The organism is Alphaproteobacteria bacterium (assembly GCA_019635875.1).
Classification (GTDB): domain Bacteria; phylum Pseudomonadota; class Alphaproteobacteria; order Reyranellales; family Reyranellaceae; genus JAFAZJ01.
The window spans coordinates 97,830-123,407 of sequence record JAHBYP010000013.1; the positions used below are offsets into that span (position 1 = coordinate 97,830).

Sequence of the window (25,578 nt, forward strand, 5' to 3'; positions counted from 1 at the left end):
TCAGGCCGCGGCGCGATCCTCGGTGTCGATCAGGCAGTCGGCCGGGATGTTCCATTCCCGGCTGAGCTTGCGGATCATCGCCAGCGTCAGCGGACGCTTGCGGCTCAGCACTTCCGACGCGCGCGAGCGTGAGCCGAGCAGGCGAGCGAGATCGCCCTGGGTATAGCCCGCGGCCTCCATGCGATAGAGGATGGCGTCGACCGGCGAGGGCTTGTCGATCGGCCAGCGCTTGGGCTCGTAGGCCTCGATCAGGGTCGCAAGCACGTCGAAGCGGTCGGAGTCGGCTTTCGTCCGGACTGGCTTGATCTTCATGGAGGGGTCTCCGCGTCGAGCGGAGTCTAGTACACGGTGGTGTTCTTCGGCCGGATTCGTCGGCGGATGGCCTGTGTTCAGGCCAGGATCACCAGCGGGTCGAAGGCGAAGCCGGCGTTGGCGAGCAGGTTGCGCACGACGGTCTCGGCGCTGTCGAGCGTCTCGTTGACGGTGCGGCCTCTGGCGACGAGGCCCGGCAGGTCGGCGCTGGCGCCGAGATAGGTGCCCTCGGGCTGCAGCTCGACGTGGAGTCGGACGATGCGTTCCATGGGGGGCTCAGTGGACCGCCTTGGCGGTCGCCAGCTCGTTCCAGGTCTTGTCGGCGTCGAGCAGGCCGGCGGGCGGCTCGCGACGGTCGAGCTGCTTGTAGCTGAAGGTGCCGCAGCTGCTTTCGGGCATGCCCTGGCGGGCGGTGAACAGCTCGACGCGGTCGCGCTTGCCGACGGCCAGCAGGATGCCGGGCTCGTACCAGAGGCCATCGCAGCGCGCGAGATGACCGGGCTTGAGGAAGAACGTCTTGCACATGCTGGAGCCACCCCTCATGTCGGTATCGCCGGTGTGCAGCCTTGGGTTGTTACCGCAGCCGCACTGAAGCTGCGGGAACTTCTATGACCGGCCGGCGCGATTGTCGCGCAGGCAATGAACCAAAATGGATGAACCTCTCTGGAGTGGCAATTTCCACCTCTACGGCGGTCGTGTCTGTTCCCCGGGGCACCGCAGCTGTGATCAACCGGTGACGTCGGGCAGGGTCGCTCCGCCGAGGGAACCTCCATCCCGAGGGCCCGTTGCCGATCCCGGTAAGCGGTGGCGTATGGAGGCGCGGGCATGCCAGCCGAGCTTGGCCGGATGGCCGCGCAGTCGCGCGACTGGCATCTGCCGGCGCTTCTCGTTCTCTTCGTCACGGCGAGGCTCATTGCGCTGGCCGTCGGCGTCGCGCCGCCGGCGCAGCTTCCCGATCACTGGCAGTTCCAGAGCCCGCAGATCCTGCGCGACGATCTCATCGCCGGCGTGTGGTACATGCACAGCCAGCCGCCGCTGTGGAACCTGCTCTATGGCGTGTCGCTGAAGCTGCTTGGCGATGCGAGCCTGCTCTACGCCACCGCCATCGGCTCGAACCTGCTGTCGAGCGTGCTGATCTATCGCCTGATCACCCGGTTGAGCGGCGCGGTCGGCGTCGCCTTCGTCGCGGCGGCGATCTTCGCGGTGATGCCGGCGGCGCTGCTCTACGAGAACTTCCCGCTGTCGACCAGCTTCGTCGCCGCCATGGTGCTGCTGGGCACGTGGTGCGCGATCGAGCTCGATGGCCCGCAGCGCCGCGCCGCCTTCCTCGGCTTCGTGCTGGCGATGTGGACGCTGACGCTCAGCCGCCCGACCTTCCATATCGCCATGGTGCCGCTGGCCTGCGCATTGGCCTGCCTGCCCTGGCGCGGCGCCCGGCTGCGCCGCTTCCTGCCCCTGCTGGCGGCATCGGCCTCGTTGCCGCTGCTGGTCTACGCCAAGAACTGGGCGCTGTTCGACAGCTTCGCCGCCAGCTCCTGGGGGCCGATGAACGCGGCGCGCATGGTGACCGTGGACGTGCCGCGTCCGGCGCTGCGCGAGACGATGCAGCGCGGCGGCTGCGATCCGATCGTCGAGCTCGGCGCCTTCGCCTGGACCGATTCCTATCGGCCCTACGTGCAGCACGACGCCAGGTTCATCGCCGCCAGCCGGCGCCTGGACGAGGCGAAGCACTATCTGCGCGACTACAACTCGCTGGAAATCCTCACCGCCGCCGGCCGCTTCTCAAAGGCGGTGCCGTGCATGATCGCGGCGTCGCCCGGCACCTATCTCGAGAACGTCCGTCGCGCCGTGCGCATTTTCCTCAGCGCCAGCCACCACTACATCTATCTCGGCAGCGGCCACGACGGACCGCCGCCGGAAGGCGACAACGTCGAGCGGCTGCGGCCCTACATCGCGGTGTTCGACCGCGCCCTGTGGCTGCCGATCGGCGGCGGGCCGCAGAAATCCCACGCGCCGTCGCTGCCGGTGGTGCTGGTGGTCGCGATCTGGCTCACCGCGTGGCTGTTCGCGCGCGGCTGGATGTCGTGGCACACCGAGAGCGACGCGCTGCGCTCAACCGCCTTCGTCGTCGGTTCGCTGTTCTTCGCCGTCGAGCTGGCGACCTGCCTGGTCGAGGTGCTGGAGAACAACCGCTTCCGCCACGAGGTCGAGCCGCTGATGTTCGTCTTCGCCGCCGTCGTCACGGCGCTGGCGGCGCGCAGCCTCGCGCCGCCCAGGCCTCAGGAGAAGGCCTTGAAGGTGATGTAGGTGTAGGTGTCCTTGATGCCGGGCAGGGTCTGCACGCGGCTGGTGACGAAGTGGCCGATATCGGTGGCGTCGTCGAGATAGCACTTCATCAGCAGATCGTAGGAGCCGGAGATCGAGTGGACCTCCGACACCTGCTCGACGTTCTGCACGGCGTCGTCGGCGACCGCATAGGCCTTGCCGAGCTCGCACTTCACCAGGATGAAGATCGTCTGCATCAGCCGCCCGCGCCGTCGGCGTCGATCGCCTCGCTGGCCGACGGCGTCGAGGCCGCGGCCGTCCGGCGCCGGCGCGGCGCCACCGGCTTGGCCAGGAAGGCCGGCACCGAATCGCCGAAGCCGACCACCGACGGGCCATCGTCGCGATCGCGCCCGCGTCCGCGGCGGCGCTCGCGGCGATCGTCGTCCGGACGCATCGCCTCGTGTCGCTGCTCATCGCGGCGCTGCTCATCGCGCCGCGGCTCGCGCTCGCGGCGGCGCTCGCGCGGCGCCTCGTCGTGCGGGCGATCCTCGCGGCCGGCGCGCGCGCGCGTCGGGCCCTCGTAGCCGCCGGTCTCGGTCACGCCGCCGTCACGCGGGCGGTCGCGATCACGATCGCGACCGCGGCGACGCTCCCGCCGCTCGCGTGGCGGGCGCTCGCCCTCGGGCCGTGCCGCCTCGGCTTCGGCGGCCGGCGGATCGGCCACCACGTCCATCGGTGCCGGCGGCTGCAGATCGTCGATGCCGTCGCGATCCTGATCGCGCCGCGACCGGCGCTCGTCGCGGCCCCTGCCTTCACCACCACGACCGCGACCGCGCGGCTCGGGACGGCCGCGTCCGCGACCCCGGCCGCGCCGACGCCCGTCGCCGCCTTCGGGATCGAAGTCCACGGCGTCGAAGCCGGGCACCTCGACGCGCGGAATCGGCTTGCCGATCAGCTTCTCGATGTTCTCGACCAGGCCGCCGTCATCTGGGGTCGCCAGCGTGTAGGCGATTCCGGCCTTGCCGGCGCGGCCGGTGCGGCCGATGCGATGGACGTAGTCGTCGGGATGGAACGGCGCGTCGAAATTGAAGACATGGCTGAGATCGTCGATGTCCAGGCCGCGCGCGGCGACGTCGGAGGCGACCAGCAGGCGGATCTCGCCGAGCTTGAAGCGCTCCAGCGTCTCCATGCGCACCGCCTGGCTCATGTCGCCGTGCAGCGCGCCGACGCTGAAGCCGTGCTTGCGCAGCGACTGGAAGAGGATGTCGACGTCCTTCTTGCGATTGCAGAAGATCAGCGCGTTCTTGACGTCCTCGTTGCGGATCAGCCGGCGCAGCGCCTCGCGCTTGTCCTCGCCCGGCACGATCGCCAGGCCCTGCTGCACGGTCGAGGCCGTGGTCGCCGGACGCGCCACCGTGACTTCCTTGGGGTTCATCAGGAAGGCGTCGGCCAGCTTGCGGATCTCCGGCGGCATGGTGGCCGAGAAGAACAGCGTCTGGCGGATGGTCGGCATCAGCGAGACGATGCGCTCGACGTCGGGGATGAAGCCCATGTCGAGCATGCGGTCGGCCTCGTCGATGACCAGGATCCGGACGTCGTTGAGCAGCACCTTGCCGCGCTCGAAATGGTCGAGCAGGCGGCCCGGCGTGGCGATCAGCACGTCGACGCCGCGGTCGAGGATCTTCTCCTGGTCGTCGAACGACATGCCGCCGATGAGCAGGGCCATCGAGAGCTTGTTGTACTTGCCGTAGACCTCGAACGATTCGGCCACCTGGGCGGCGAGCTCGCGGGTCGGCTCGAGGATCAGCGAGCGCGGCATGCGGGCCCGGGCCCGGCCGGCGGCCAGGATGTCGATCATCGGCAGGGTGAAGCCGGCCGTCTTGCCGGTGCCGGTCTGGGCGCAGCCCAGAACGTCGCGTCCCATGAGGACGTAGGGGATGGCCTGTTCCTGGATCGGCGTGGGCGTGGTGTAGCCCGTCTCGGCCACCGCCTTGAGAACTTCGGGGCTCAGCCCCAACGCGTCGAAAGTCATTGATATTCCGGAATAATCCGCCGTCAGCGGGCGCCTTGCCCGGGCTCGGCGGCAGGGACGGGACCGTCTCTTGCGGACGCATCCGGCCCATGGTTCTGAACAACGCGCATCATAGGGTGCGCGTTTCGCCTGTCAACGCGCATGCTGCGTCGCAAAACGGTCATGCTCGGTTGCGCGACGAGGGCCTGGCGCGCCATGGTGTGGCCATGAGCGACTTCCGGCCCAAATACATCACCTTCGACTGCTACGGCACGCTGACCCACTTCCAGATGGCCGAGTCGGCGCGCGACCTGTTCGGGCAGCGATTCGACGAGGCCGGGATGGCGCACTTCATCCGCGACTTCGCCGCCTACCGGCTCGACGAGATCCTGGGCGACTGGAAGCCCTATGCCGAAGTCATCCACAACGCCGTCGAGCGCACCTGCCGGCGCCACGGCGTGGCCTTCCGTCCCGAGGACGCGCAGGCGATCTACGAGCGGGTGCCGACCTGGGGGCCGCATCCCGACGTGCCGGCGGGGCTGGCGAAAGTGGCGCGGGAGATCCCGCTGGTGATCTTGTCGAATGCCATGAACGCGCAGATCGGCTCGAACGTGGCGAAGCTGGGCGCGCCGTTCCACGCCGTCTTCACCGCCGAGCAGGCGGGCGCCTACAAGCCGCGCCTTCGTGCCTTCGAGTACATGCTCGACCAGCTGGGCTGCGGGCCGGAGGACGTGCTGCATTGCTCGTCGTCGTTCCGCTACGATCTGATGTCGGCGCACGATCTGGGTATCCGCCACAAGGTCTGGGTCAATCGCGGGCACGAGCCGGCCAATCCCTATTACGGCTACGTCGAGATCAAGGACATCTCCGGCCTGCCCGCCGTCGTCGGGCTGTGAAGCTCGAATCCTATTGGCATGACACGGCGCCGCGCTTTGTCGACGGCGCCGAGGGCGATGTCGGGGGCGACTGGGATGTCGCGGTGATCGGCGGCGGCTTCACCGGCCTGGCGGCGGCGCGCCGGCTGGCCCAGGGTGGCGCGCGCGTGGCGGTGCTCGAGGCAGATCGCGTCGGCTGCGGCGCCTCGGGCCGCAATGGCGGGCATCTCAACAACGGGCTGGCGCACAGCTTCCTCGCCGCCAAGGCGGAGCTGGGCGCCGAGCGCGCCATCGCGCTCTATCGCGCGCTCGACGACTCGATCGACACCATCGAGCGGATCGTCGCCGAGGAGGGCATCGACTGCGACTTCCGCCGCGTCGGCAAGCTCAAGCTGGCCTCGAAGCCGGCGCATTTCGCGGCGCTGGCGGGCAATTTCGAGGCGGTGCATCGCGAGGTCGATGCCGATACCGCGCTGCTGGGCGCAGCCGAGCTCGACGGCGAGATTCGCGCACCGTTCCACGGCGCCATGCTCTCGCGCAAGAGCGCCGTGATGCACATGGGGCGATACCTGGCGGGCCTCGCGACGGCCGCGGTGCGCCACGGCGCGGTGATCCACGAGGGCGCGCCGGTCGTCGGCCGTGCGCTGGTCGATGGCCGGCACCAGCTGACGACGCCGCGCGGCACGCTGCGCGCCAAGCAGGTGCTGCTGGCCACCGGCGCCTATACCTCGGGCCCGTTCGGCCATTTCCGCCGGCGCATCGTGCCTGTCGGCAGCTTCCTGATCGCGACGCGGCCGCTGAGCGAGGCGGAGATCGAAGCGAGCGTGCCGGGTCGGCGCACCTACGTCACGTCGATGAACATCGGCAATTACTTCCGGCTGTCGCCGGACAACCGGCTGATCTTCGGCGGCCGCGCGCGCTTCTCGGCGCGCTCCGACCAGCGCTCGGATGCGGCAAGCGGCGCCATCCTGCGCGCCGGCCTGGCGGCGATCTTCCCGCATCTGGCCGGGATCGAGATCGACTATTGCTGGGGCGGGCTGGTCGACATGACGCGCGATCGCTATCCGCGCGCTGGCCGCGCCGACGGCGTGTGGTACGCCATGGGCTATTCCGGCCATGGCGCGCAGCTCTCGACCCATCTCGGCATGATCATGGCCGACGCCATGCTGGGCCGCGCCGATCGCAATCCGCTGAAGGACCTGGCGTGGCCGGCGGTGCCCGGCCATCTCGGCCAGCCGTGGTTCCTGCCGTTGGTCGGCCTCTACTACCGGGCGCTGGATCGGCTGCGATAGCGCTGTACCTCGCCTCTGCTATGGTCCGGGCCCCATGACGATGGATCCATGATGCCGCCGCTGCGCTATTGGGAAGATATCGAGATCGGCCATACCTACGCGCTGGGCAGCGCGACGCTCTCCGAGGAGGCGATTGTTGCCTTTGCGCTCGAGTTCGATCCGCAGCCCTTCCACATTGATCGCGCCGCGGCCGAGGCCTCGATGTTCGGCGGCATCATCGCCAGCGGCTGGCACACCTGCTCGGCGGCGATGCGCCTGCTGGCCGACAATTTTCTGCATCCCGAGACCAGCCTTGGCTCGCCCGGCATCGACGAGGTGCGCTGGCCCAGGCCGGTGCGCGCCGGCGACACGATCAGCGCCTCGCTCAGCGTGACCGGCAAGCGCGCCTCGGCGAGCAAGCCGTTCATGGGCCTGGTGTTCTACGACTGGACCGCCGTCAACCAGCGCGGCGAGACCGTCGTGACCATGAAAGGCACCAACCTCATCCGCCGGCGGCCAGCGAACTGATCGCATGCCCGGTCCGCTGCGCTATTGGGAGGAGCTGGAGCTCGGTCGCGTCTATCCGATCGGCGTCCACGAGTTCACCGAGGCGGCGATCGTCGAGTTCGCCAGGCGGTTCGACCCGCAATCCTTCCATGTCGACCATGACGCCGCGCAGGCCTCGATGTTCGGCGGGCTGATCGCCAGCGGCTGGCACATCTGCTCGGCGATGATGCGCCTGCTGGTCGACAATTTCAGCCATCCCGATGCCAGCATGGGCGGCGCCGGGCTGCACGACATACGCTGGCACCGTCCGGTGCGGCCGGGCGACCGGTTGACCGCGAGTGTCAGGATCGTGGAGAAGAGGCCCCTGTCGAGCCGCGACGACGTCGGCCTCGTGTTCAAGGACTACGAGGCCTTCAACCAGCGTGGCGAGCTGGCGCTGACCATGCAGGGCCGCGAGTTCATCCGCCGGCGTCCATCAGGTGAGGGAGTGCGTTCCATGGCTGAGGCGGTGAAGGGCATCGACCACGCGGTCGTCGTGGTCGACGACATCGACCAGGCCGAGCGCGCATGGGCGCGGCTGGGCTTCGCGCTGCAGCCGCGCGGCTTCCATACGCGGCTGGGCACCGCCAACCACCTGATGATCTTCGGCGACAATTACTTCGAGCTGCTGGGCGTGGTCGAGCCCAACGAGTTCAACGCCGAGCGCCGGGAAATGCTGAAGAGCAAGGGCGAGGGGCTGGCCAACGCCGCGCTGCGCACCGACGGCGCCGACCTCGCGCACAAGGCGTGGACCGAAGCCGGGCTGCAGCCCGATGCTGTGCTGGAGTTCGACCGCGAGGTCGAGATCTCCGGCCGCAAGGAGCGCGCCGCCTTCCGTACCGTGCGCCTGGGCACGAAGCGCGCCAAGCTGCTGGGCTACTTCGTCTGCGAGCACCGCACGCCGCAATTCGTCTACCGCCCGGAATGGGCGCGCCATCCCAACGGCGCGAAGGCGCTGGCCGGCGCCGTCGTCGTTGCCGAGGATCCGTTCCTCGACGAGGACTACGTCACGCGCGTCTTCGGCGTGGGCTCGGTCAAGCGTGACGACGGCGACCTGCTGGTCGACAGCGGCGGCACGCCGATCCGCTTCATGACGCGCGCGCGCTTCGAGGCGGCGCATCCCGGCGTGCGGCTGGTGCGCAAGGACGACCACCCGGCGCTGCTGCGCTTCGCTGTCGCCGATCCGATGGCGACGGCGGCGCTGCTGTCGGCCAACGGGCTCGCCTATGCGCGGCCGGCCGATGGCCGCATCATCGTCTCGGCGAAGGACGCGACCGGCGTCTGCGTCGAGTTCGTGCGGGGCTGAACGCCGATGAACATCGCGGTGCCGCCGGCGATCGATCTCGCCGATATCAGGTCCTTCGGCTTCCTGACCACCGAGCATCTGCGCTTCGCCGATGTCGACGCCAACGGCCACATCAACAACGTGGCCTTCCTGGTGTTCTTCGAGAACGCGCGCATCCGCTACCTGAAGGATCAGCTCAAGGGCCTGCGCGCGCTGACCGGCCTGGACGTCGTGGTGGCGCATATCGACATCGACCTGAAGCGCCAGATGTTCTACCCGGGAACGATCCGCGCCGGCGCGCGCATCACCGAGATCCGCCGCTCCTCGATCGTCATCGGCCAGGCGATCTTCGACCAGGACGGCCACTGCGCCGCCACCGGCCACGTGATCCTGGTGTCGATCGACAAGGCGAGCGGCCGCGCCGCGGCGATCGGCGAGGAGGCGCGCGCCTCGCTGCAGCGGCTGATGGACGCGACCGGAGGCGTGCTGTGAACGCCATCCCCGAGGGCTTCGTCGAGATCCCGATTCCCGACCGCTTCGTGCAGCTCGCCGGTCCGCTGCTGATGAAGCCCGAGGCCGACGGCGCGCGCGTCGGCCTGATGCTCGACGAGCGCCACGGCAATCCCATGGGCATCGCGCATGGCGGGTTGCTGGTCACCGTCGCCGACATGGTGATGGGCCTGGGCAGCGGCTTGGCCACCGGCATAAGATGGCCGCACCCGACGATCACGCTGAACTGCGATTTCGTGCGTGGCGCCAGGCTCGGTCACTGGCTGGAGGGCAAGGCGGTGGTGACGCGCCGCACGATCAATTTCTGCTTCTGCCGCACCGAGCTGGTCTGCGACGGCGCGGTCGTGCTCAACGCCTCGGGCGTCTTCCGGGTGCCCGACCTGGAGCGCGTGCCCGAGCAGTTCCGGCCGCCGCGATCGTCATGAGCCTGTCGCGCGCCAGCCTGCTGCGAGCGGCGGCCGGCGGCGCGCTGTCCCTGGCGCTGGGCGGCCGCGCCTCGGCGCAGGCGGCCATGGCGAAGCGGCGCATCCCCTCGAGCGGCGAGATGCTCCCGGTGATCGGCGTCGGCACCTGGCTGACCTTCGACCATCCGCCGGAGCGCCGCGCGCCGCTCGGCGAGGTGCTGCGCGTGCTGTTCGACAATGGCGGCTCGGTGATCGACAGCTCGCCGATGTACGGCCAGTCGGAAGCCGCGGTCGGCGCGCTGCTGGCGGCGGCGAACGCACGCGAGAAGGCCTTCATCGCCACCAAGGTGTGGACGCAGGGCCGGCAGGCCGGCATCGAGCAGATGCGCCGCTCGATGGAGCTGCTGCGCACCGGCCCGCGCATCGAGCTGATGCAGGTGCACAACCTGGTCGACTGGCGCACGCACCTGGCGACCCTGCGCGCCTGGAAGGCCGAGGGTCGCGTGCGCTATCTCGGCGTCACGCATTACCAGGTCTCGGCGCATGACGAGCTCGAGGCGGTGATGCGCGCCCAGCCGCTCGACTTCGTGCAGCTCAACTACGCGCTCAACGACCGCGCCGCCGAGCGCCGCCTCCTGCCGCTGGCGGCCGAGCGCGGCATCGCCGTCATCGTCAACCAGCCCCTCGGCGGCGGCGGGCTGATCCGCCGAATGATGCAGAAGCCGCTGCCCGGCTGGGCGGCGGAGATCGGCTGCACCAGCTGGGCGCAGATCCTGCTGAAATTCGTGCTCGGCCATCCCGCGGTGACCTGCGCCATTCCCGGCACCAGCCGGCCCGACCACATGCGCGACAACGTGCGCGCAGGCTTCGGCGCACTGCCCGATGCCGCGATGCGGACCCGCATGATCGAAGCCCTCGACGGCTGAGGAGAGGGCAGGGCGGCCCTGCGCCGCCCGCGCTTGTGCACGGGCGGCCGCTGTTCGTACATCATCTCCCTTCCCCCGGAGGGGGAAGGCAAAGAACGCATCAGGAGGAAACATGCCGGGGCCGCTGCACGGGGTGAGGATCGTCGACATGACGGCCGTTCTGCTCGGGCCGTTCGCGACGCAGCATCTCGCCGACATGGGCGCCGACGTGATCAAGATCGAGCCGCCGGAGGGCGACCTGCTGCGGCTGTCGGGCAAGGGCCGCTCGCCCGACATGGGGCCGATCTACATGGCGGCGGGCCGCAACAAGCGCTCGATCTGCCTCGACCTCAAGAAGCCCGCCGCGATCGCGGTCGTGAAGAAGATGATCGAGAGCGCCGACATCTTCATCCACAACAGCCGGCCGCAGGCGATCGAGCGTCTCGGCCTGGGCTACGAGGACCTGAAGAAGATCAACCCGAAGATCATCTATGCCTACTCGCTGGGCTACAAGCGCAAGGGACCCTACGGCCACAAGCCGGCCTTCGACGATCTGGTGCAGGGCGCCAGTGGTGCGGCCTCGCTGCAGGCGCGCATCGACGGCCAGCGGCCGAAATTCCTGCCCAGCCTGATCGCCGACAAGACCACCGGCCTGCATCTCGCCGTCGCCGTGCTGGGCGCGCTCTATCACCGCGCGCAAAGCGGCGAGGGCCAGATGATCGAGGTGCCGATGCTGGAGACGCTGGCCTCGTTCTTCCTCACCGACCATCTCTTCGGCCGCACCTTCCATCCGCCGATCGGCACGATGGGCTACAACCGCATCATCAACAAATACCGCCATCCCTTCCCGACCAAGGACGGTTACATCTGCGCGCTGCCCTACACGACGCGGCACTGGGAGCGCTTCTTCGTGCTCGCCGACCGGCCGGATCTCGCCAAGGAGACGCGCTTCACCGACAAGGCCCAGCGTGGCGCGCATTTCGACGAGCTCTACCAGATCCTCGACGAGCTCCTGCGCAACAAGACCACCAAGGAGTGGCTCAAGCTGTTCGACGAGGCCGACATCCCGGCCATGCCGGTGAACACCCTGGAGCAGGTGATGGAGGACGAGCACCTCAACGCCACCGGCTTCTTCACCGAGCGCGAGCATCCTACCGAGGGCAGGATCACCACCTTCGCCTCGCCGCTGGATTTCGAGAAGACCAAGACCGAGTACCGCCGCCACGCCCCGCGCATCGGCGCCGACGGCCTCGAGGTGATGAAGGAGTTCGGCTACAGCGAGGCCGACATCGCCAAGCTCGAGGACGAGAAGGCGCTGCTCTTCCCCGCCTCAGCCGCGTAGAGCGAGCCTGATCGCGAAGGCGACGACGCCCAGCGCCGCCACGCTGGCGCACCACAGGCCGGCGAACCAGATCAGGCGTTTCCAGGATTGACGTCGCATTACCTTCCCCCGGAGGGGGAAGGTGGCGCGCAGCGCCGGAAGGGGGATGCCGAAGACGGACTCCACCGTTCGGCTTCGACATCCCCCTTCCGCCCTTCGGGCACCTTCCCCCTCCGGGGGAAGGCAATGGCGCTCCTTCCACTCAATGGTAGTGGCCTCCTTTGGCGTTCACCTTGCCGCGGAAGACCCAGTAGGAATAGGCGGTGTAGGCGAGGATCAGCGGCAGCAGCGCCAGCGCGCCGATCAGCAGGAAGCCGAGGCTGGCGTCGGGGCCGGCGGCGTCCCAGATCGTCACCGAGTGCGGCACGATGTAGGGATAGAAGCCGATGCCCAGCCCGACGAAGCACAGCACGAAGAGCGCCAGCGACGCCAGGAAGGGCGAGAGCTCGCGCTTCTCGCGCAGGCTCTTGAGCAGCACGAACGTCGTCGCCGCCACCAGCAGCGGCACCGGCGCGGTGTAGAGGATCTGCGGCCAGGCCAGCCAGCGCTGCATGTAGATGTCGCGCAGGAAGGGCGTCCACAGGCTCACCGCGCCGATCAGCGCCACGGTGCCGATGGCCGCCAGCATGGCGAAGCGATAGGCGCGCGCCTGCACCTCGCCTTCGGCCTTGTAGACCAGCCAGGTCGCGCCGAGCAGCGCATAGCCCACGACCAGCGCCACGCCGGTGAGCAGGCTGAACGGCGTCAGCCAGTCCCACCAGCCGCCGGCATAGGCGCGGTCGGCGACCGGGATGCCCTGCACCAGCGCGCCCAGCGCGATGCCCTGGGCGAAGGCCGCGAGCGTCGAGCCGCCGGCGAAGGCCCAGTCCCACAGGAAGCGGCCGCGCTCGGTCTTCCAGCGGAACTCGAAGGCGACGCCGCGGAAGATCAGCCCGAGCAGCATGACGATCAGCGGCGCGTAGAGCGCCGGCATGATCACCGCGTAGGCCAGCGGGAAGACGGCGAACAGCCCGCCGCCGCCCAGCACCAGCCAGGTCTCGTTGCCGTCCCACACCGGCGCCACCGAGTTCATCATCTCGTCGCGATGCTTCCTGTGTGGCATGAATGGGAAGAGGATGCCGACGCCCAGATCGAAGCCGTCGAGGATGACGTAGGCGAGCACCGCGAAGGCGATCAGGGCGGCCCAGATGAAGGGGAGGTCCAAGGTCATGGCGCACCTCCAGCTTCGCGCATGACGGGCGCCGGCGTGATGCCGGCGGCGCGGATCGGCTCGTCGCGCGGCAGCTCGTCGGCGCCCGCGGCCACCTGCTTGTACATCAGGCGCAGCAGGTAGAAGGTGCCGGCGCCGAACAGCGCGAAATAGACGACGATGAAGGCGACCAGCGAGGTGCCGACGGCCGCCGCGTCGATCGGCGAGACCGACTGCGCCGTGGTCAGCAGGCCGTAGACCGTCCAGGGCTGCCGCCCGACCTCGGTGGTGATCCAGCCCGCCAGCACCGCGACGAAGCCCGACGGGCCCATCAGCAGGGCGGCGCGCCAGGTCCACGGCGCGTCGTAGAGCGTGCGCCGCCAGCGCAGCAGCAGGGTCCACAGGCCGAGCGCGATCATCAGCAGGCCGGCGCCGACCATGATGCGGAAGCTCCAGAAGACGATGCGCGAGGGCGGGCGCTGCTCGCGCGGCCATTCCTTCAGGCCGCGCACCTTGCCGCTCCAGTCGTGCGTGAGGATGAACGAGCCAAGCCTGGGGATCTCGACCTTGTAGTCGACGCGCTCCTCGCGATCGTTGGGGATGCCGAACAGGATCAGCGGCGCGCCCTCGTAGGTGTCGAAATGGCCTTCCATCGCCGCGATCTTGGCCGGCTGGTGCTTGAGCGTGTTGAGCCCGTGCATGTCGCCGACGACGGCCTGGATCGGCGCCACGATCGCCGCCATCCACATCGCCATCGAGAACATGATGCGCGCCGCCGGGTCGGCGCGATCGCGCAGCAGGTGCAGCGCACCGGTGGCGCCGACGACCAGGGCCGTCGTGATGTAGGCCGCCAGAAGCATGTGCGCGAGGCGATAGGGGAAGGAGGGATTGAAGATCACCTGCCACCAGTCCACGGGGATGAACTGGCCGGCCTCGTTGATGGCGTGGCCCTGCGGCGTGTGCATCCAGCTGTTGGCCGAGAGGATCCAGAACGCCGACAGGAAGGTGCCGAACGCCACCATCAGGGTGGCGAAGAAGTGCAGGCGCGGGCCGACGCGGTTGAGGCCGAACAGCATGATGCCGAGGAAGCCGGCCTCGAGGAAGAACGCCGACAGCACCTCGTAGCCCATCAGCGGGCCGATCACCGGCCCGACCTTGTCGGAGAACACGCTCCAGTTGGTGCCGAACTGGTAGCTCATGACGATGCCCGACACGACGCCCATGCCGAAGGCGACAGCGAAGATCTTCTTCCAGTAATTGAACAGGTCGAGGAAGACGCGACGGCCGGTCCACAGCCACAGGCCCTCGAGCGTCGCGAGGTAGCTCGCGAGGCCGATCGAGAAGGCGGGAAAGATGATGTGGAAGCTGACCGTGAAGGCGAACTGTATGCGCGCCAGCAGCAACGCGTCGGAGAAATCCATCGCACCCCTCCGGGCCTTTGCCTTCCCCCGGAGGGGAAGGGACGATAGCACGCACGCTCATCATGTGGTGAAGCGTGCCGCGATTACAGCGCGACGCGTGCGCCGTGCGCGCCCGCGCCGCAGCTTGAGTCGTCAGGGGGCCGCGCCGCTCCAGCGGCGCTCATGATGCGTCGCCGGAGCGACGCGGCCCGAACGGCGATGAACGCAGCCTCAGACCAGCGGCAATTCCGGCAGGCCGTCGCCGGCGATCGGGAAGGTCGCGAACCAGTCGCGCCGTGTGCCTGAGAGCATGGTGAGCATCGCGCGGCGCGTCGGCGGGAAGGCGCAGGCCGGGCCGAAGGTGAGATCGCGCAGCCAGCCGACCGGCCGCGCAGCGCCCTGGTAGAACGGCGTGAGCCAGCGGCTGACGAAGCCGTAGATCGCCAGGGTGCGCCGGCGCGTGGTCTCGAACAGGGCCAGCGCCGCGTCGAGCGAGGATGCGTGCGCCAGGGCGCCGGCCAGGGTTGCGGCGTCGGCCAGCGCCAGGTTGGCACCCATGCCGAGCTGCGGCGACATGCCGTGCGCGCAATCGCCGAGGAACAGGATGCGCTCGCGGCGGAAGCCCGACATCACCACGTCGCGATAGGTCGCCTCGGCGAACTGGTCGAACGAGGTCAGCCGCTCCAGCAGCGGCGCCAGCTCGGGCCAGATGTCGAGCAGCTCGGCCTTGAGAGGGCCGAGCCCACCGGCGCGCACGGCCTGCATCTCCGCGACGCGCAGGCTCCAGAACAGGGTGATGACGTCGTTGCCGTCGCCGCCCGGGGCGGCGCCGACCGGCAGCACGCCGGTCATGCGGCGGTTGCCGCGGAAGCGCTGGTGCAGCAGCCCGGCGAAGCGCCTGTCGGGGTCGGGCAGGGTCGCCCAGAAGCAGCCCCACGGATAGATCGTCGCGCTGTGCCTGGGCGCCAGGCGCTCGCGCAGCCGCGAATGCGCACCGTCGCAGACCAGCACGAGGTCGAACGGGCCGGCGCTGCGGCCGTCGGCGGTGGCGAGCGTGGTGCCGGCGATCGACGTCACCTCGAAGCCGGTGGTCAGCGTCGCCGGCGCGCGCTTGAGCCGCTCGAACAGCAGCGAGAACAGCGCGCCGCGATGCAGGCCCAGACCGTGCAGGCGAGGATCGAGATCACCGTAGCGCAGGTCGAGCACGCAGTGCCCGAGATCGGAGCGGCCGTCGATGCCCGTGATGCGCGCGCCCGATCGCAGCGCCCGTTCGTGCAGGCCCAGGCGCTGCAGCACGCGCAGGCCGGTAGGCTGGATCAGCAGCCCGGCGCCCAGCGGCTGCGGCTGCTCGAAGCGCTCCAGCAGCGCGACGTCGTGGCCGGCTTCCGACAGCAGGACAGCCGCCGTCATGCCGGCGACGCCGCAACCGACTATTCCGATGTGCACGGGATTATTCCGTATCGCGAACATGAGTTCCGCGCACGACTTGCCGAGCGCGGCTTGCCGGATAGTATGCCGGCAATTCAATGAACGGGGCGTCATTTCCACCGCCGGCGTGCGGTGACACGCCCACATGCGGAGGACGACCGATGGATCTGGCGTTCACCAAAGACGACCTCGCGTTTCGCGACGAGGTCCGCGATTTCGTCGCCAGGAACCTGCCCAGGGACATCGCCGACAAGGTGGCCGGCGGCAAGCATCTGGAGCGCGACGACTACATGCGCTGGCAGCAGGCGCTCGGGCGCCAGGGCTGGCTGGTCTACACCTGGCCGAAGAAGCATGGCGGGCCGGGCTGGACCGTCACGCAGCGCTACATCTTCGAGAACACCTGCGCCGAGATGAACGCGCCGGGCATCATCCCGTTCGGCAGCAAGATGGTCGGGCCGGTGATCTACACCTTCGGCAACGACGAGCAGAAGCAGCGTTTCCTGCCGGGCATCCGCGAATCGAGCGTCTGGTGGTGCCAGGGCTATTCCGAGCCCGGCTCGGGCTCCGACCTCGCCTCGCTGCGCACCAAGGCCGTGCGCGAGGGCGACCACTACATCGTCAACGGCTCGAAGACCTGGAACACCATGGGCCACTGGGCCGACTGGATCTTCTGCCTGGTGCGCACCGATGCGCAGGCCAAGCCGCAGGAGGGCATCTCCTTCCTGCTGATCGACATGAGGAGCCCGGGCATCACCGTGAAGCCGATCATCGTGGCCGACGGTGGCCACGAGGTGAACGAGGTGTTCTTCGACAACGTGAAGGTGCCGGTCGAGAACCTCGTGGGCAAGGAAGGCGAGGGCTGGACCTACGCCAAGTTCCTGCTCGCCAACGAGCGCCTGGGCATCGCCGCGATCCCGCAATCCAAGCGCGGCGTCGAGGGCCTCAAGCAGATGGCCAAGTCGGAGAATGACGGCGCCGGCCGCAAGCTGATCGACGATGCCTCCTTCCGGGAGAAGATCGCCGATCTGGAGATCCAGGTGACGGCGCTGGAGTACACCGAGCTGCGCGCGCTTTCGGCGATGGCCGCCGGCGGCGCGCCCGGACCGGAGGTCTCGTTCCTCAAGATCCGCGGCTCGGAAATCCAGCAGCGCATCACCGAGCTCGCCGTCGAGGCGGTCGGCTATTACGCGATGCCGTACCAGCCGGCGCTGTTGTGGCACGGCGCGAACGAGGAGCCGATCGGCCCCGACACCGCGCACCTGGCCGCACCGCGCTATTTCAACGTGCGGAAGACCACCATTTACGGCGGCTCGAACGAGATCCAGAAGAACGTCATCTCCAAGATGGTGCTGGGACTTTAGGAGAGTCTCCCTTCCCCCGGAGGGGGAAGGTGCCCAAAGGGCGGAAGGGGGATGTCGAAGACGAACGCAGGAGTCCGTCTTCGACATCCCCCATCCGGCGCTCCGCGCCACCTTCCCCCTCCGGGGGAAGGTAATAGAAAGAGGGAACAATGGATCTGGCTCTGACCGCCGAGGATCGTGCCTTCGCCGACGAGGTGCGGGCGTTCGCGCGCGAGAACCTCGCGCCGGCGACGATCGAGAAGACCCGGCGCGGCCGGCACTACGATCGCGACGACCACCTCGCCTGGCAGCGCGCGCTCGGCAGGCGCGGCTGGCATGTCTACACCTGGCCGAAGAAGTACGGCGGGCCGGGCTGGAGCGTGACGCAGCGCTTCCTGTTCGAGAACGTGCTGGCCGAGGAGGGCGCGCCGCGCATCCTGCCGTTCGGCCCGAAGATGGTCGGCCCGGTGATCTACACCTTCGGCAACGACGAGCAGAAAGAGCGCTTCCTGCCCGACATCGCGTCGTCGAACGTGCTGTGGTGCCAGGGCTATTCCGAGCCGGGCTCGGGCTCCGACCTCGCCTCGCTGCGCACCCGCGCGGTGCGCGAGGGCGATCACTACATCGTCAACGGCCAGAAGACCTGGACCTCGGTGGCGCACTGGGCCGACTGGATCTTCTGCCTGGTGCGCACCAACCCGGATGCCAAGCAGCAGGAGGGCATCTCCTTCCTGCTGATCGACATGAAAACGCCCGGCATCACCGTGAAGCCGATCGTCATGCTCGACGGCGCGCATCACGTGAACGACGTGTTCTTCGACAATGTGCGCGTGCCGGTGGCCAACCGCATCGGCAAGGAAGGCGAGGGCTGGACCTGCGCCAAGTTCCTGCTCGCCAACGAGCGGCTGGGCATCGCCGAGGTCGCGGCCTCGAAGCGCGGCGTGCAGGGCCTGCGCGAGATCGCCCGCGCCGAGCTGGCCGACGACGGCGGCAGGCTGGTCGACGATCAGGGCTTCCGCGAGAAGATCGCCGATCTCGACCTGCAGCTCTCGGCGCTGGAGATGAGCGAGCTGCGCGCGCTGTCGACCATGCAGCTGGGCGGCGCGCCGGGGCCGGAGGTCTCGATCCTCAAGATCCGCGGCTCGGAAATCCAGCAGCGCATCGCCGAGCTGGCCTGCGAGGCGGTGGGCAACTACGCCATGCCGTACCAGCCCGAGCTGCTGTTCCGCGACAGCAATGAATCGCCGATCGGCCCGGCCCACGCCGTGCCCGCCGCGCCGCGCTATTTCAACATGCGCAAGACCTCGATCTATGGCGGCTCGAACGAGATCCAGAAGAACGTGATTTCCAAGATGGTGCTGGGGCTGTAAGCAGCAGGCAACGCGCGACGCCGCGGCCGGAGGGAGCTGAGACTATGGACCTGTCGTATTCCGACGAGCAGAAGCAGATCAAGGAAGGCGTCGAGCGCTTCGTGCGCGAGCAGTACGCGTTCGAGACCCGGCGCAAGATCGCCGCGAGCGAGAAGGGCTGGCTGCCCGAGAACTGGGCGAAGTTCGCCGAGCTCGGCTGGCTGGGCATGAGCTTCTCCGAGGCCGATGGCGGCTTCGGCGGCGGCGCGATCGAGACCATGATCGCCATGGAAGCTTTCGGCTCAGGCCTGGTGCTCGAGCCCTATCTGCCGACCGTGGTGATGGGCGGTGGCCTGCTGGCCGCCGGCGGTTCCGCGGCGCAGAAGGAAGCGCTGCTGGCGCCGATGATCGCGGGCGAGAAGCAGTTCGCCGTCGCCTATGTCGAGAAGCAGGCGCGCTTCAACCTCGCCGACGTCGCCGTCACGGCGAAAAAGGATGGCGCCGGCTTCGCCATCAGTGGCCACAAGGGCGTGGTCTACAACGCCGCCTCGGCCGACACGATCTTCGTCACCGCGCGCACCTCGGGTGGCCAGCGCGACGAGAAGGGCATCACGGTGTTCGCCGTCGACGCCAAGGCCCAGGGCATCAGCCGCCGCGACTATCCCACCCAGGACGCGCTGCGCGCCTCGGAGCTCACCTTCGACAACGTCAAGGTCGGCGCCGACGCCGTGGTCGGCAAGCTCGACGACGGCTACGCGCTGTTCGAGGGCGTGGTCGATCGTTCGATCGTGGCGCTGTGCGCCGAGGCGGTGGGCTGCATGGACGCCATCAACAAGGCGACGCTCGAGTACATCAAGACCCGCAAGCAGTTCGGCGTGCCGATCGGCAAGTTCCAGGTGCTGCAGCACCGCATGGTCGACTGCTTCACCAACGCCCAGGAAGCGCGCTCGATGACCCTGATGGCGGCGCTGAAGATCGACGACGCCGACGCCACGGTGCGCAAGAAGGCGGCCTCGGGCGCCAAGGTGCAGATCGGCAAGTCGGGCAGGTTCTGCGGCCAGAGCGCGGTGCAGATGCACGGCGGCATGGGCGTCACCGACGAGCTCTCGGTCAGCCACTACTTCAAGCGCCTGACCATGATCGAGACGCTGTTCGGCAACCAGCAGCACCACCTCACCCGCTACGCCAACCTCTCGGTCGCGGCGTAACAAGGGTCTTACCTTCCCCCGGAGGGGGAAGGTGGCGCGCAGCGACGGATGGGGGATGTTGAAGACGGACTCCTGCGTTCGTCTTCGACATCCCCCTTCCGCCTTCGGCACCTTCCCCCTCCGGGGGAAGGTAAGACATGCAGCTACTCGTTGCCGTTGGGGCCGATGTTGAGTGCGCGGCCCTTCAGCGTGGGATAGCGCTTCTCGACCCAGGGCCGGATCCACTTGTGCTCGCTCTCCGGCTGCTTCTTGTACTCGGCGATGAAGTCGCGGTAGTCGGCGGCGAGGTTGGTGTTGGCGCCCGGCTGGTTGCTGTTGCCGAAGCTCAGGCAGCCCAGCCCGTCGCCCAACGCGTAGAGGTCGGTGCCGGCGTAGATGTATCCCTGGATCGGCCGCGCCTCGACGCCGAAGCTGGGCATGAAGCGTGCGTTGCGGCGCGAGCATGCGAAGATCGCCGCCAGCACACGCTTGGCCCGCATCATGCCGCCGTAGTCCTGCGCGCCCAGCCCGGAGGCGCGGAAGGTGGTCAGCAGGCTGGTCGTGGTCAGCCAGCCGCGCGCCACGCGCACCATCTTGTCGGTCGGCCGGCCGCTGGCGTCGCGCAGGCCGCCATAGTTGTGCAGCAGCTTCTCGAGGTTGGCGTTGGGGTGGCGCTTGCGCTGGTGGATCAGCGCGTGCCAGCACAGGTGGATGGCGCGGCGATCGTCGCCCAGCACCATCTCGTCGACGTCGCGCCACCAGCCGCCCGGCAGCTTGTCGATCGGACCGGCGAGCGGCGTGCCGTCGAAGAAGCCCTTGAGCGCGCCCGTCGTCGTCGCCTGGGACTTGATCAGGATGAGGGTCTCGCGCTCGACCTGGCCGAAGCCGATGGCGTGGTTGCCCTTGCCCTGCTCGGCGCCGGGGCCCTTCAGCCAGCTCTCGTGGCTGAAGCCCTTCTGGCGCGTGTTGGTGAACTGCGTCTCCTCCCAGAAGATCGCCGCCACCGTCTCCCACGGCACCGAGCTAGTGACGTCAGTGTCGTAGCACTCGTCGCGATAGTGCTTCTGGATCAGGCCGGCCATGGCGAAATAGTCCTGCTGCTTGGTTTCAGGATCGCCGATGGCCATGGGCCCCTCCGTTGGTGAGTGTGCGCTCGCATTCTTTTGCCAAACGCATGTCGCGTCAATCCGGCAGATTCGCGGCCGGCTGCTGCAATTCCCGGAGGGCGTTTGTTGTTTCAGGCGGCGCGCAGCGGCTTGATCGCGCTGACGCGTTTGTCGCCGAGGGAACGCTGGGCGAGCTTCAGGTCGTAGCGGGTCTGCAGATTCATCCAGAACTCCGGCGTCGTGCTCCAGAATGCCGCGAGCCGCACCGCGGTGTCCGCACTGATGCCGCGTCGGCCGCGCACGATGTCGCTGATCCGCGCCACGTTGACGCCGATCTCGCGAGCCAGGCGGTTCTGGCTGACAAGCGTCGGCTTCATGAACTCCTCCTGGAGAACTTCGCCGGGATGGATCGGGTTCAGTCTCTTGGCCATGCTTCTGCTCACTTCGTGCCGGTTCAGAGATAGTCGACGATCTCGACATCGAATACGTCGCCATCCGACCAACGAAAGCACAGGCGCCATTGATCGTTGATCCGGATGCTGTGCTGTCCAGCGCGGTCGCCGCGCAGCGCTTCAAGCCGGTTGCCCGGCGGGCTGCGCAGATCGTCCAATGCGTTGGCGGCCGCCAGCAGCTCCAGCTTGCGCCGTGCGATGCGCTCGATGAACGCAAAGCGACGGCTGAGCTGGTCATTGAAGAGCTTCTCGGTTTCCTTGCAGCGGAAGCTCCGGATCATGATCGTACCATATACCGGAAATCGGTATAGCGCCAGGGTGACTCCAACTGCCGCCGCCGAGCGCGGCGGCACTTACGACCACGTTCGGAGGGGGAAGGCATGAATGCATTCTGTTTTCGGAACGCGGTTTCCGCGCGTCGAGGGCGCGATTTCGGCGGCCGGAATGCGCGGGCCGCAGGGCCATCGGCGTGTGCAAATGGCTATCGCGCGGCCCCCTTGATGGCGCTAGTCTGAACCAACGTTCACCTAACAAGCGTTCGAGAAGAGGGAACTCCGCATGGTCGGCATCACCGGGTATGGCGCCTATGTCCCGCGGCTGCGACTCAGCCGCCAGGCCGTCTACGATGCCAACAAGTGGTTCGCGCCGGGCCTGCGCGGTCAGGCCAAGGGCGAGCGCGCGATGGCCAACTGGGACGAGGATTCCATCACCATGGGCGTCGAGGCGGCGCGCGACTGCCTCAACGGCACCGACCCGAAATCGCTGCGCAACCTGTACTTCGCCTCGACCACCCTGCCGTTCAAGGATCGCCAGAACGCCGGCGTGATCGGCACGGCGCTGACCGTCGAGGACGGCCTGATGGCCGCCGACGTCGCCGGCTCGCAGAAGGCCGGCACCTCGGCGCTGATCGCCGGGCTGACCGCCGCCAAGTCCGGCGCGCCGACCATGGTCGTGGCCGCCGAGAAGCGCTCCACGCGCGTGGCCTCGGCCAACGAGCTGCAGTTCGGCGACGGCGCGGCGGCGATGCTGTGCGGGACAGACAAGGTGATCGCCAGGCTGCTGGCGCATCACTCCGTGTCGATGGATTTCGTCGATCACTTCCGCGGCGATGAGTCGGATTTCGACTACACCTGGGAGGAGCGCTGGATCCGCGACGAGGGCTACGTGAAGATCGTGCCGCCGGCGATCAAGGCGGCGCTCGCGACCGCCAACCTCAAGGGCGCCGACATCACGCACTTCATCATGCCCGCGCTGATGGCGGCGATCCCCAGGCAGATGGCCAAGATGGCGGGCGTCGCCGAGACGGCGGTGCGCGACAACCTCGGCGCCAACCTGGGCGACACCGGCTCGGCGCATGCGCTTGTCGTGCTGGCGCATACGCTGGAGAGCGCCAAGCCGGGCGAGCGCATCATGGTCGTGGCCTTCGGGCAGGGCCTCGACGTCATCATCCTCGAGGTCACGGCGGAGATCGCCAACCTCAGCAAGCGGCTGGGCGTGTCGGGCTGGCTGGCGCGCGGCAAGGTCGAGACGAACTACATGAAGTTCCTCGCCTTCAACGACATGCTGCCGATCGACAAGGGCATGCGCGCGGAGTTCGACAAGAAGACCGCGCTCAGTGTGCTGTGGCGCAAGCGCGACATGATCTACGGCCTGGTCGGCGGCAAGTGCAAGGTCTGCGGCACGGTGCAGTTCCCCAAGACCCAGGTCTGCGTCAATCCCAACTGCCACGCGATGGACAGCCAGGAGCCCTATCCGATGCAGGGGCTGCAGGCCTCGGTGATGTCGTTCACCGCCGATTCGCTGACCTATTCGCCCGATCCGCCGGCCTATTACGGCATGATCACCTTCCCCGAGGGCGGCCGCTTCATGGCCGACTTCACCGACTCGGACAAGGACCAGGTCAAGGTCGGCGCCAAGATGCGCATGACCTTCCGCATCCGCGAGGTCGATCAGATGCGCGGCGGCTTCAAGCGCTATTTCTGGAAGGCGGCGCCGGCCTGATCGGCGCCGACGGCTCAAGCGGTTAAAGGGTAAGAGCACGACAACCACAGGAGACGTGCCATGGCCAAGGGTATCAAGGACAAGGTCGCCATTCTCGGCATGGGCTGCTCCAAGTTCGGCGAGCGCTGGGAAAGCGGCGCCGAGGAGCTGATGCTGGAAGCGTTCAAGGAGTGCGTCTCCGACGCCGGCATCGACATGAAGCAGCTCCAGGCGGCGTGGTTCTCCACGGCGATCGACGAGGTGCATGTCGGCAAGTCGGGCATCCCGCTCAGCACCACGCTGCGCCTGCCCAACATCCCGGTGACGCATGTCGAGAACATGTGCGCCTCGGGCACCGAGGCCTTCCGCGGCGCCTGCTACGCGGTGGCGTCGGGCGCGGTCGACTTCGCCCTGGCGCTGGGCGTCGAGAAGCTCAAGGACACCGGCTATGGCGGCCTGCCGGGCGGCCGCGGCGGCCCGCTGCAGGCGCTGTGGAGCGCCAACGGCACGGCGCCGGGCAATTTCGCCCAGCTCGCCACCGCCTACCAGACGGCGCATGGCGTGGCCGCCGAGGACCTCAAGAAGGCGATCGGCCACGTGTCGTGGAAGAGCCACCAGAACGGTGCGAAGAACCCCAAGGCCCACCTGCAGAAGGCGGTGGACATGGACACCATCCTCAACGCGCCGATGATCGCCTCGCCCTTGGGCCTGTTCGACTGCTGCGGCGTGTCGGATGGCGCGGCGGCGGCGATCGTGACCACGCCTGAGATCGCCAGGTCGCTGGGCAAGCACGACATCGTCAGCGTCAAGGCGCTGCAGCTCTCCGTCTCCAACGGCTCGGAGTCGGGCCACAATTCGTGGGACGGCAGCTACTTCCATACCACGCGCATCGCCTCGAAGAAGGCCTACGAGGAGGCCGGCATCAAGGATCCGCGCAAGGAAGTCTCGATGTTCGAGGTCCATGACTGCTTCTCGGTCACCGAGCTGGTGACCATGGAGGACCTGCACATCTCCGAGACCGGCAAGGGCTGGAAGGACGTGCTCGACGGCTTCTACGACGCCGACGGCAAGATCCCCTGCCAGATCGACGGCGGCCTGAAGTGCTTCGGCCATCCGATCGGCGCCTCGGGCCTGCGCATGCTCTACGAGATGTACCTGCAGTTCCAGGGCCGCGCCGGCGCGCGCCAGCTCAAGGACCCGAAGGTCGGCATGACGCACAATCTGGGCGGCGCGCCGCGCGAGAACGTCTCGTCGATCGCCATCGTCGGCCGCTACGAATAGGCATCGAGGGAAGACGCGAGCTTACCTTCCCCCGGAGGGGGAAGGTGGCAGCGCGTAGCGCTGACGGATGGGGGATGTCCAAGACGGACTCCTCGGTTCGTCTTCGACATCCCCATCCGCCCTTCGGGCACCTACCCCCTCCGGGGGAAGGCAAGCGCCAGTTTCGATTTTTTCAGGAGGGGACGCGAGGCATGCTCGACAAGAAGCACATCGGCCACAAGTTCAACGCCTTCACCACCACGGTCGAGGCCGGCAAGATCCGCCTCTTCTGCAAGGCGATCGGCGAGGATGACCCGATCTACAGCGACGAGAAGGCCGCGAAAGCCGCCGGCTACCGCGCCATCCCGGCGCCGCCGACCTTCCTCACCGCCGTCACCAACGACGACCCCGACAAGGGCGGCCTGTTGCGCCTGCTCAACGTCGATATCGGCCTGATCCTGCACGGCGAGCAGCACTACGAGTATTTGGCGCCGGTGCATGTCGGCGACCGCATCACCTGCCAGAGCCAGGTGATGGACATCTACGACAAGAAGGGCGGCGCGCTGTGGTTCGTCGTCTCGGAGACCGAGCTGAAGGACGAGGCGTCGGGCAAGCCGGTCGCCAAGGCGCGCGGCGTGACCGTCGTGCGCAACCCGAACGCCGGCAAGGCTTGAGGAGGGGACGATGGCCAACGCGCCGAAATTCGCCGACGTGAAGGTGGGCGACGAGATCCCCAAGCTCGTCCTGCCGCCGATCAGCCGCCACCAGCTCGCGCTCTATTGCGGCGGCTCGGGCGATCACAACCCGATCCATGTCGACATCGACTTCGCCAAGAAGTTCGGCTTCAAGGACGTCTTCGCCCACGGCATGCTGTCGATGGCCTTCCTCGGCCGCGTGGTGACCGGCTGGGTGCCGCAGAAGCAGGTGCGCGGGCTGGGCACGCGCTTCACCTCGATCACCTGGGTCGGCGACGTGATCACCGTCAGCGGCAAGGTCACCGGCAAGCGCGAGGCCAATGGCGAGACGCTGGTCGACCTCGAGGTCAAATGCACCAACCAGAACGGCCAGGACACGCTGCAGGGCCACGCGACGGTCGCGCTGGCATAGCGCACGCCACCCCTG

General features: G+C 68.2%; 28 protein-coding genes. 16 read left to right on the forward strand and 12 right to left on the reverse strand.

The features are described 5' to 3' along the window. The 3 genes from KF889_29415 to KF889_29425 form a co-directional block, all read right to left on the reverse strand. Positions 1 to 312 (reverse strand): helix-turn-helix domain-containing protein, encoded by a 312-nt coding sequence (locus KF889_29415; GenBank protein MBX3503580.1) that lies wholly within the window; start codon positions 310 to 312, stop codon positions 1 to 3. A gap of 77 nt (positions 313 to 389) precedes the next feature. After that, positions 390 to 581, reverse strand: a complete 192-nt coding sequence (locus tag KF889_29420) for a hypothetical protein (GenBank protein MBX3503581.1) — start codon at positions 579 to 581, stop codon at positions 390 to 392. 7 nt (positions 582 to 588) lie between these two features. Then, positions 589 to 855, reverse strand: coding sequence for a hypothetical protein (locus tag KF889_29425; GenBank protein ID MBX3503582.1), 267 nt, complete (start codon positions 853 to 855; stop codon positions 589 to 591). Between the two features lie 282 nt (positions 856 to 1,137). Between KF889_29425 and KF889_29430 the strand changes: the two genes are divergently transcribed. After that, positions 1,138 to 2,619 carry a hypothetical protein gene (locus KF889_29430; GenBank protein MBX3503583.1) on the forward strand — a complete coding sequence of 494 codons (1,482 nt, stop codon included), beginning with the start codon at positions 1,138 to 1,140 and terminating at the stop codon, positions 2,617 to 2,619. On the opposite strand, the gene KF889_29435 is transcribed toward KF889_29430, so the two are convergent. After that, positions 2,592 to 2,834 carry an Lrp/AsnC ligand binding domain-containing protein gene (locus KF889_29435; GenBank protein MBX3503584.1) on the reverse strand — a complete coding sequence of 81 codons (243 nt, stop codon included), beginning with the start codon at positions 2,832 to 2,834 and terminating at the stop codon, positions 2,592 to 2,594. The genes KF889_29430 and KF889_29435 overlap by 28 nt on opposite strands. Further along, entirely contained in the window at positions 2,834 to 4,609 is a 1,776-nt protein-coding gene (locus tag KF889_29440) for a DEAD/DEAH box helicase (protein MBX3503585.1), read from the reverse strand. Before KF889_29440 ends, KF889_29435 begins: the two co-directional genes overlap by 1 nt. Before the next feature lie 206 nt (positions 4,610 to 4,815). Here KF889_29440 and KF889_29445 point away from each other — a divergent pair, with 206 nt between their 5' ends. The 8 genes from KF889_29445 to KF889_29480 all read left to right on the forward strand — a co-directional run bounded on the left by KF889_29445 (position 4,816) and on the right by KF889_29480 (position 11,726). After that, entirely contained in the window at positions 4,816 to 5,484 is a 669-nt protein-coding gene (locus KF889_29445) for a haloacid dehalogenase type II (GenBank protein MBX3503586.1), read from the forward strand. Continuing rightward, a complete protein-coding gene (locus KF889_29450) occupies positions 5,481 to 6,755 on the forward strand; it encodes an FAD-binding oxidoreductase (GenBank protein ID MBX3503587.1) in 1,275 nt (424 codons plus the stop codon). The genes KF889_29445 and KF889_29450 overlap by 4 nt, the downstream gene beginning before the upstream one ends. A gap of 51 nt (positions 6,756 to 6,806) precedes the next feature. Beyond that, positions 6,807 to 7,262 (forward strand): MaoC family dehydratase, encoded by a 456-nt coding sequence (locus KF889_29455; GenBank protein MBX3503588.1) that lies wholly within the window; start codon positions 6,807 to 6,809, stop codon positions 7,260 to 7,262. Positions 7,263 to 7,266: 4 nt separating this feature from the next. Further along, positions 7,267 to 8,586 carry a VOC family protein gene (locus KF889_29460; protein ID MBX3503589.1) on the forward strand — a complete coding sequence of 440 codons (1,320 nt, stop codon included), beginning with the start codon at positions 7,267 to 7,269 and terminating at the stop codon, positions 8,584 to 8,586. A 6-nt stretch (positions 8,587 to 8,592) separates the two neighbouring features. Beyond that, the gene (locus tag KF889_29465; GenBank protein ID MBX3503590.1) at positions 8,593 to 9,057 is read left to right on the forward strand and encodes an acyl-CoA thioesterase; all 465 of its coding nucleotides are present in this window, start codon (positions 8,593 to 8,595) and stop codon (positions 9,055 to 9,057) included. Beyond that, entirely contained in the window at positions 9,054 to 9,500 is a 447-nt protein-coding gene (locus KF889_29470) for a PaaI family thioesterase (GenBank protein ID MBX3503591.1), read from the forward strand. Before KF889_29465 ends, KF889_29470 begins: the two co-directional genes overlap by 4 nt. Next, the gene (locus tag KF889_29475; protein ID MBX3503592.1) at positions 9,497 to 10,405 is read left to right on the forward strand and encodes an aldo/keto reductase; all 909 of its coding nucleotides are present in this window, start codon (positions 9,497 to 9,499) and stop codon (positions 10,403 to 10,405) included. Before KF889_29470 ends, KF889_29475 begins: the two co-directional genes overlap by 4 nt. A gap of 112 nt (positions 10,406 to 10,517) precedes the next feature. Further along, a complete protein-coding gene (locus KF889_29480) occupies positions 10,518 to 11,726 on the forward strand; it encodes a CoA transferase (protein MBX3503593.1) in 1,209 nt (402 codons plus the stop codon). On the opposite strand, the gene KF889_29485 is transcribed toward KF889_29480, so the two are convergent. The 4 genes from KF889_29485 to KF889_29500 all read right to left on the reverse strand — a co-directional run bounded on the left by KF889_29485 (position 11,715) and on the right by KF889_29500 (position 15,764). Continuing rightward, positions 11,715 to 11,825: a DUF2474 domain-containing protein gene (locus KF889_29485; protein ID MBX3503594.1), complete on the reverse strand. Its 111-nt coding sequence runs from the start codon at positions 11,823 to 11,825 to the stop codon at positions 11,715 to 11,717. The genes KF889_29480 and KF889_29485 overlap by 12 nt on opposite strands. A gap of 142 nt (positions 11,826 to 11,967) precedes the next feature. Further along, complete coding sequence (cydB, locus tag KF889_29490; protein ID MBX3503595.1) at positions 11,968 to 12,975, reverse strand: cytochrome d ubiquinol oxidase subunit II; 1,008 nt, start codon at positions 12,973 to 12,975, stop codon at positions 11,968 to 11,970. Beyond that, complete coding sequence (locus KF889_29495; GenBank protein MBX3503596.1) at positions 12,972 to 14,375, reverse strand: cytochrome ubiquinol oxidase subunit I; 1,404 nt, start codon at positions 14,373 to 14,375, stop codon at positions 12,972 to 12,974. The genes cydB and KF889_29495 overlap by 4 nt, the downstream gene beginning before the upstream one ends. 210 nt (positions 14,376 to 14,585) lie before the next feature. Next, the gene (locus KF889_29500; protein MBX3503597.1) at positions 14,586 to 15,764 is read right to left on the reverse strand and encodes an FAD-dependent monooxygenase; all 1,179 of its coding nucleotides are present in this window, start codon (positions 15,762 to 15,764) and stop codon (positions 14,586 to 14,588) included. Between the two features lie 179 nt (positions 15,765 to 15,943). Here KF889_29500 and KF889_29505 point away from each other — a divergent pair, with 179 nt between their 5' ends. The 3 genes from KF889_29505 (at position 15,944) to KF889_29515 (ending at position 19,679) form a co-directional block, all read left to right on the forward strand. Continuing rightward, positions 15,944 to 17,143, forward strand: coding sequence for an acyl-CoA dehydrogenase family protein (locus tag KF889_29505; GenBank protein MBX3503598.1), 1,200 nt, complete (start codon positions 15,944 to 15,946; stop codon positions 17,141 to 17,143). A 149-nt stretch (positions 17,144 to 17,292) separates the two neighbouring features. Continuing rightward, positions 17,293 to 18,492, forward strand: a complete 1,200-nt coding sequence (locus tag KF889_29510) for an acyl-CoA dehydrogenase family protein (GenBank protein ID MBX3503599.1) — start codon at positions 17,293 to 17,295, stop codon at positions 18,490 to 18,492. Positions 18,493 to 18,536: 44 nt separating this feature from the next. Further along, positions 18,537 to 19,679: an acyl-CoA dehydrogenase family protein gene (locus KF889_29515; GenBank protein ID MBX3503600.1), complete on the forward strand. Its 1,143-nt coding sequence runs from the start codon at positions 18,537 to 18,539 to the stop codon at positions 19,677 to 19,679. 143 nt (positions 19,680 to 19,822) lie between these two features. Here KF889_29515 and KF889_29520 read toward each other — a convergent pair whose 3' ends face one another. The 3 genes from KF889_29520 to KF889_29530 form a co-directional block, all read right to left on the reverse strand. After that, positions 19,823 to 20,785 (reverse strand): hypothetical protein, encoded by a 963-nt coding sequence (locus KF889_29520; GenBank protein MBX3503601.1) that lies wholly within the window; start codon positions 20,783 to 20,785, stop codon positions 19,823 to 19,825. A 110-nt stretch (positions 20,786 to 20,895) separates the two neighbouring features. Beyond that, positions 20,896 to 21,195: a HigA family addiction module antidote protein gene (locus KF889_29525; protein MBX3503602.1), complete on the reverse strand. Its 300-nt coding sequence runs from the start codon at positions 21,193 to 21,195 to the stop codon at positions 20,896 to 20,898. Between the two features lie 23 nt (positions 21,196 to 21,218). Next, a complete protein-coding gene (locus KF889_29530) occupies positions 21,219 to 21,497 on the reverse strand; it encodes a type II toxin-antitoxin system RelE/ParE family toxin (GenBank protein MBX3503603.1) in 279 nt (92 codons plus the stop codon). A gap of 277 nt (positions 21,498 to 21,774) precedes the next feature. Between KF889_29530 and KF889_29535 the strand changes: the two genes are divergently transcribed. From KF889_29535 to KF889_29550, 4 genes are all read left to right on the forward strand, one after another. Further along, the gene (locus KF889_29535) at positions 21,775 to 23,217 is read left to right on the forward strand and encodes a hydroxymethylglutaryl-CoA synthase family protein (protein MBX3503604.1); all 1,443 of its coding nucleotides are present in this window, start codon (positions 21,775 to 21,777) and stop codon (positions 23,215 to 23,217) included. A gap of 60 nt (positions 23,218 to 23,277) precedes the next feature. Beyond that, entirely contained in the window at positions 23,278 to 24,477 is a 1,200-nt protein-coding gene (locus KF889_29540; protein MBX3503605.1) for an acetyl-CoA acetyltransferase, read from the forward strand. 191 nt (positions 24,478 to 24,668) lie between these two features. Beyond that, entirely contained in the window at positions 24,669 to 25,130 is a 462-nt protein-coding gene (locus KF889_29545) for a MaoC family dehydratase N-terminal domain-containing protein (GenBank protein MBX3503606.1), read from the forward strand. Positions 25,131 to 25,140: 10 nt separating this feature from the next. Beyond that, positions 25,141 to 25,563 (forward strand): MaoC family dehydratase, encoded by a 423-nt coding sequence (locus KF889_29550; protein ID MBX3503607.1) that lies wholly within the window; start codon positions 25,141 to 25,143, stop codon positions 25,561 to 25,563. The last annotated feature ends 15 nt before the right edge of the window (positions 25,564 to 25,578 follow it).